We start from the raw sequence: 6230 nt of genomic DNA on the forward strand, positions 1-6230 counted from the left end.
ATGCCTGACTATATAAAGAAGATCAGTCAATTATGGCTGGTCTTTTTATTTTGGAGGAAAAGAATATGAATGAACAAGAATTTACTACAGTATGTAAAGAAAAGGTAGTTGAATACGCAAATAAACATATAGATAAGACAGATAACACATCGATTGATAAATCTAATGTCTATGTCGTATGGCAATGTAAGACACTTCAAAACAGCAAGGCTTTGCTATCTACCACATTACCCGATGGAATGTATTATGAGGCTACTTACAACGGTGACAAGAAGGAATTATATCTTGATGCCTACAAGAAATTTGAGAATGTTGAATATGATTTTTAGTTGGAGTAGAAAATATGACATTTAGTATATAGATACATGCGGTTACTCCTCCGATACACAAAAGGAGCAAACATGGGAAGGACAACCCATTCAACCAAGGTCCACAACGTGAATAACAATCGTCCTGGCAGACGTTAAACAGCTGTTTTAACTCTCAATGGCTAGTGATGATAAAGCTAGCCATGCTATGCGGATAGTATCGGATACATATTTCAAACGTAGATTTTCCCCATGGATACAGATAATGTTGATTCTAAGTTACCGATTACTTTCATAATAAACTCCTTTCGAAACCAAAACTTTATTACTCAATTAATATTCTGGTTCGACTCCAGATATCCGCTTAAGATTTAAGATTAGCCGTGAAACTTATACCAACTATTCGTACGTTGGTTGACATCGTGATGATGAGGGGAGCAGACGTGTGACCGCAAAGGTTGAGGGCAGTATGGTAGCTCAGAGGTAGAGCCTAAAAGTCGTCGGTTCAATCCCGACCCATGCTATATCAATTAGATCAGTCAATATGGCTGGTCTTTTTATTTTGGAGGAAAAAATATGACATTAAGAGCTGTAAAGAGATCTGACGAGAAGCTTAGGAAGCTGTGGTTCCATGAAAATGATTAAGACATCGTGTGGATATATGACGCCATTAGAATATAAAATGATTAATGATATTGATAACAATATTGATAATGAGAAAAAAGTAAAAAGTAGAAAGAAACAAAAAAATGAAAGTAAAAAATGAAGTGACTAATGCAGTTAAGCTATAAAGACTGGTACATTTTTTTGTTATCGAGTTTGGAAGGAGGGGCGACCATCTCATGGCTAAAGGCGTGTATAAAAAGTGGCTAGAAAGTGATAATTTGTTGCTCCTCCAAGGCTGGAAATATAAAGGACTAACAGATGAACAAATTGCTAGCAACATAGGCATTGCTCCGAGGACATTAGAGCGCTGGAAAAATAGTTATAGTCAGATTTGTCAGGCTCTAAAAAAAGGCAAGGAACACGCTAATTATGCCGTAGAAAACGCATTGTTTAAAAAAGCGATAGATGGAAATACAACGGCAATGATTTTCTGGTTAAAGAACAATTACCGTGAGAAGTACTCAGATAGTCAAAAGACACCGCTTGAAGAACAACTTACTGAAGAGCAGATTAGACGTGCTGAGGCTGACGCTGACGTTGCCCGTGCTAAAGCTGACATCTTGACGGGTAGCGCTGGAAGTAATGAAAGTACAATTATTATAGACGACATTGGAGATGATAGTGACGACAGTGAAAGTGAAAGCGACGACAAGCAAGACAATAATTAAGATGTCAGACTTGGTAAATCCACACTTTAATACTATGTGGACAACTAACAAGCCATACATTATCGCAAAGGGTGGACGTGGTTCGTTCAAGTCTTCAACCATTAGTTTGAAACTTGTAACCATGATGAAGAAAGAAATTCAACAGGGACATGAAGCCAATATCGTGTGTGTTCGTGAAAATTCGGTAAACCTTCGGGATTCGGTTTATAAACAGATCCAGTGGGCAATTAGTATGTTGAACATGGCAAATGAATTTACATATCAGGTATCGCCAATGCGGATTATCAATAAGCGCACAGGCAGTGCCTTTTATTTTTATGGTGGGAATAATCCTGAACGTTTGAAATCTAATACAGTGCAGAATTTAATTGCATTGTGGTATGAAGAAGCTGCCAACTTTGATAGTGCAAAAGTATTCGACCAAGCCAATCCGACATTCATTCGGCAGAAGTCCCCATTCGTGAATGATGTGAAAATCTTTTATTCTTATAACCCACCACGTAATCCTTATGATTGGATTAATGAGTGGATAAAGCAGTGTGAAGACGACCCAGATTATTTCATTGATACATCAACGTACCTAGATGATGAATTAGGTATAACAACGAATCAACAGTTGAAATTGATTGATAGATATAAACACAATGACCTAGATTATTATAAATGGCTCTATTTGGGCAAGGTCGTTGGATTAGGGGACAATATTTATAATATGGACCTATTCCATTCGATTGATGAAATACCAGAAGATGATGAGTTATGGAATATCTATTTTTCAGTGGATTCAGGACACGAAACATCAGCAACCACAGAAGGTTGTTATGGTTTAACAGCCAAAGGCAGAGTTATATTGCTTGATACGTATTATTATTCTCCTGCCAATAAATCGCATAAGAAGGCACCAAGTGATTTGGTCAAGGATTTATACGAGTTCGAACAGAAGAACATTGACAGGTGGGATATGGAGCCTTACAAGCGTTCTGCCGATAGTGCAACAGCTGATTATGCGTTAGATAATGAATTTTATAAGGATTATGGAATCCAATGGCACCATGTCGCTAAGACCAAAAAAGTACAGATGATTGACCATGTTCAGGACTTGCTCGCACAGGGCAGGTTTTTTTATTTGGACACGGAAGCCAACAAGATATTCATTGAAGAACACAAGCAATATCGTTGGGACCAAGACACATTGGAATCAGACGACCCGAAAGTTATCAAGGTTAAAGACCACACATGCGATCAATTTCAGTACTTCATTTTGGATAATAGACGAGATTTAGGCTTGAAGTGGTAGCCAACAAAGGTAGGTGGAAACATGAACTTGCTAGACAGTATAAAGAGATTATGGCAGAAAGGACAAGTTGCAGTGGGAGAAAGAAAAGAACTCAATAAGATTACAGATGATAGCCGTATCAATATTGATGAACACGAATATGAACGTATTCATAGGGATTTCAGATATTACAGAAACCTATATCCAGTCAAGCATTACATAGACGCTTCTGGTGTTCGACGTAAGAGAAAATATAATACATTGAATCTAACTAAAAGGGCGAGCCAAAGAATCGCTTCAATCGTGTTCAATGAGCAATGCAAGATTAGTTTTGATAATAAGAATTTAAACGAATATCTTAATCAAGTATTGACCGACAATGATTTTAAGAACCAGTTTGAAATGAACCTAGAAAAAGGAATCGTTGCAGGTGGTTTTGCAATGCGACCTTATGTGGATAATGACAAGATAAAAATTGCATGGATTCGTGCTGATCAATTCTATCCATTGCGTTCAAATACCAATTCGATTAGTGAAGCGGCAATCGCAAGTAGGACAAGCAAGGTGGAGAATAACCAGACAGCATATTACACGTTGTTAGAGTTCCACCAGTGGGTCAATGGTAATTACGTTATAACCAATGAATTGTATCGCTCAACACAACCAGAAATCATTGGCATGCAGGTAAGTCTTAAAGAACTATATCCAGACATAGAACCACAAGTCGTTTTGAATGGTTCAGGAATGGTACACCCATTGTTTAGCTATTTCAGAATGCCGGGGGCTAATAATATCAGTCTTGAAAGTCCGCTAGGCATTGGGATTGTAGATAATAGCAAATCTACGTTGGATAATCTCAATCTTACTCATGATAGTTTCATGTGGGAGATTAGAAACGGCAAGAGAACAGTGGCAGTGCCTGAAAGTATGTTGCGATTCGATAATAGAACACACAAACCAATGTTTGATACAGACACAGATGTCTATTTGAAGATGTTAAGCGAAGACAATGGCTCAGGTATTCAAGATTTGACACATGATATTAGAGTTCAACAATTTACCGATTCAATGAATGCGTGGTTACGTGAGTTTGAAAGTAATATCGGTATGGCTCAAGGGACTTTCAGTTATAACGCTAATAATGGATTACAGACAGCAACAGAAGTCGTTAGTGAGAACTCAATGACATATCAGACGAGATCCAGTATATTGACGAATGTTACATCATGTATTGAACAGTTATGCCAAGCTATTTTGGAAGTCGCAAGCGTACCAGAGTTTTTCAGTGATGGAAAAGCTCAATTTACTATGACTGACGAAATGAATTTGAATGATATTGGAATCCATGTTCAATATGACGATGGCGTGTTCGTTGATAAAGACAAGCAAATGGAAGAAGACCTAAAAAATGTCGTTGCAGGTGTGTTGTCCAAGCAAACATTCTTACAACGTAATTATGGTTTGTCTGATTCAGATGTTAAGAAAGAATTGAAATTGATTCAAGAAGAAACACCGAGCCAAGATACAGTTAGCGGTGGAGAAAATGCACTATTCGGTGGTGGCGATGGAGATTGATTACTCAAGATTATATGCAGAACAAGGCAGATGATATTAATAACCTTTATTCGAACTTGCAAAATGAAATCTTTAACAGGATTATCTTTTATTTAAGAGATTCAAATTACAAGAATGTTGGTAAGGATAATGTCTTATCGTGGCAGATAGAGCAGTTGTCTAAAATGGGTATGCTTAATAGTGATGTTGTTAAAATGCTCTCACAGGTCACAGGAGTGGCTGAAAAGAAGATTAAAAGCATGATTGTTGATGATGGCATTACCATTCAAGACGAAATGACTGCTCAACTTGTAGGAATGACACATAAATCGAATGTTAAACCAGACAATGAACAGTTATTGAATGGATTACTGCAACAGACATATTCAAATTTGAATAATGTAGTAAACCAATCTTTAATCAGTAAGAATGCCGAAGATAATGGAGCTCTAAGGGCATATCAAGACATTGTAAATAAATCAACAGTAGAAACAATTACAGGTCTTAAAACACATGAACAAGCCATATTAGATAATGTCCAAAAATGGGTTGATTCAGGATTGAAAACGAACCTAGTTGATAAGGCAGGGCACAGGTGGTCGTTAGAAGGATATAGCCGAATGGTTATCAATTCGACGGCACACAGTACCTTTAACCAAGTTAGAATGTCGACCATGAGCGAATTTGAAGTAACACTTGCGTCAATGAGTTCACACGCTGCTTCACGTCCTGCATGTGCGCCAATTCAAGGAATGATAGTTAACACAGTTCCAAGGACTGATAAACATTTCAATCCACGTTATCCAACAATTTACGATCATGGTTATGGTTATGCGTGGGGTACGCAGGGTGCTAATTGTAAGCATGAATTATATCCATATATTGAAGGTGTCAACACGAACCCATTCCACCACCCTAATACTAAAAAAGCCATTAAAAATGGCAAGATTCAGCAGAAGCAACGTGGATTAGAAAGATTAGTTAGACAAGACAAGAAGATGATTGCCTATGCTGAAAGTCAGGGAGACGAGTTCGGGGTATCTCATTACAAAAGTTTATTGAGTGGACACCGTGCCAAGATACGTGAAATAGTTAAAGACCATGATTTCTTACATCGTGATTATAGCCGTGAAAAGGTAATAACCAAGGTAGATAAATACATCATGCCTGACGCAAAAAATGCAGTATTCCATAAAGAAAAATTAACAAAGTATGCACTAGACCCAACAGCCATAAAAAGTGGTGGAGCTTCTAAGGCAAAAGTCTTTCAAAGTGCCTTAGGTTATAATTTAAATAATTATACAGATCTAATGGACAAGGTTTATAATGGCGTTACGAAATACGAAGCCATTCCACAAAATGACACGGAACATGGTCAAAAATACAGAATCAATATGCCAATAAAGGGTCCAAACGGTAATACAAGAAGTGTTAGAACTGCTTGGGTTAAAGACCCTAAAAATGGGGAATTAAGGCTTACAAGTATTTTTGTTAATCATAGGAAGAAGGGATAGCATGACACCAAAGAAATTATTACCCGAATTTAGTTGGATTAAAACGAAAGATGGTATCACTGGTGCAATTCTTGAAGTGTACGATACAAAGCCAGATTATTTGGCTGAATATTACCCACATTCTCAAGTTGGCGAAGATGATGATATTACATTTTCTGTAAATAATGAAGATATAGTCGAATATGAAGTACCAAAGCATTAAATAATTATTGTCCTGAACATGACATTAAACCGTTCTTTTTTT

General features: G+C 37.2%; 6 protein-coding genes. All 6 read left to right on the forward strand.

Features of this window, described 5'->3' with window-relative positions; translation table 11 throughout:
• The first annotated feature begins 65 nt into the window (after positions 1-65).
• The 6 genes from FC88_RS11990 (at position 66) to FC88_RS12015 (ending at position 6188) form a co-directional block, all read left to right on the forward strand.
• Positions 66-329 (forward strand): DUF6275 family protein, encoded by a 264-nt coding sequence (locus tag FC88_RS11990; protein WP_057815931.1) that lies wholly within the window; start codon positions 66-68, stop codon positions 327-329.
• A gap of 821 nt (positions 330-1150) precedes the next feature.
• Positions 1151-1642: a hypothetical protein gene (locus tag FC88_RS11995; RefSeq protein ID WP_057815933.1), complete on the forward strand. Its 492-nt coding sequence runs from the start codon at positions 1151-1153 to the stop codon at positions 1640-1642.
• Positions 1590-2939: a PBSX family phage terminase large subunit gene (locus tag FC88_RS12970; RefSeq protein ID WP_057815935.1), complete on the forward strand. Its 1350-nt coding sequence runs from the start codon at positions 1590-1592 to the stop codon at positions 2937-2939. Before FC88_RS11995 ends, FC88_RS12970 begins: the two co-directional genes overlap by 53 nt.
• Positions 2940-2960: 21 nt before the next feature.
• Positions 2961-4493 carry a phage portal protein gene (locus tag FC88_RS12975; RefSeq protein WP_057815937.1) on the forward strand — a complete coding sequence of 511 codons (1533 nt, stop codon included), beginning with the start codon at positions 2961-2963 and terminating at the stop codon, positions 4491-4493.
• Complete coding sequence (locus FC88_RS12010) at positions 4490-5986, forward strand: phage minor capsid protein (protein ID WP_083484648.1); 1497 nt, start codon at positions 4490-4492, stop codon at positions 5984-5986. The genes FC88_RS12975 and FC88_RS12010 overlap by 4 nt, the downstream gene beginning before the upstream one ends.
• A gap of 1 nt (position 5987) precedes the next feature.
• The gene (locus FC88_RS12015) at positions 5988-6188 is read left to right on the forward strand and encodes a hypothetical protein (RefSeq protein ID WP_057815939.1); all 201 of its coding nucleotides are present in this window, start codon (positions 5988-5990) and stop codon (positions 6186-6188) included.
• The last annotated feature ends 42 nt before the right edge of the window (positions 6189-6230 follow it).

The sequence above is a fragment of the Companilactobacillus futsaii JCM 17355 genome, from assembly GCF_001435505.1.
GTDB lineage: Bacteria > Bacillota > Bacilli > Lactobacillales > Lactobacillaceae > Companilactobacillus > Companilactobacillus futsaii.